Origin of the sequence: Zoogloea oryzae (assembly GCF_030161255.1) — a bacterium.
Lineage (GTDB): Bacteria > Pseudomonadota > Gammaproteobacteria > Burkholderiales > Rhodocyclaceae > Zoogloea > Zoogloea oryzae.
The window spans coordinates 1-358 of the sequence record NZ_BSPX01000288.1 but is presented as its reverse complement, the minus strand read 5'-3'; the positions used below and the strand labels follow the sequence as shown (position 1 = coordinate 358).

The 358-nt window shown below is 38.8% G+C and carries 2 tRNA genes; both read left to right on the top strand.

Annotated features, from left to right (window positions below):
* Positions 1-13: 13 nt before the first annotated feature.
* Positions 14-87, top strand: a tRNA-Pro gene (locus QQK25_RS25025).
* Positions 88-241: 154 nt separating this feature from the next.
* Positions 242-315, top strand: a tRNA-Trp gene (locus QQK25_RS25020).
* Positions 316-358 lie beyond the last annotated feature (43 nt).

Below are 358 nucleotides of genomic sequence, written 5' to 3'. Positions count from 1 at the left end.
TAAACCGATTGAAAGGGATGTAGCGCAGCTTGGTAGCGCATTTGTTTTGGGTACAAAATGTCGCAGGTTCAAATCCTGTCATCCCTACCTAATTACTTCTCCTATGTGAAGTAACAAAGGATCCATTGAACTCTTTTCAATTTGTCCAAAAACAATCTTTTTTACGGGACTATATATAATATATTATTTAGTGGTTACAAAAAAAAGATTGTTTAAGTTGTACGCGCGAAAAGGGAAGAAAGCGCTCTTAGTTCAGTTCGGTAGAACGCGGGTCTCCAAAACCCGATGTCGTAGGTTCAAATCCTACAGAGCGTGAATCCATAATTGGAAATAATTTTACCTCGTGTAGATCTCGGTG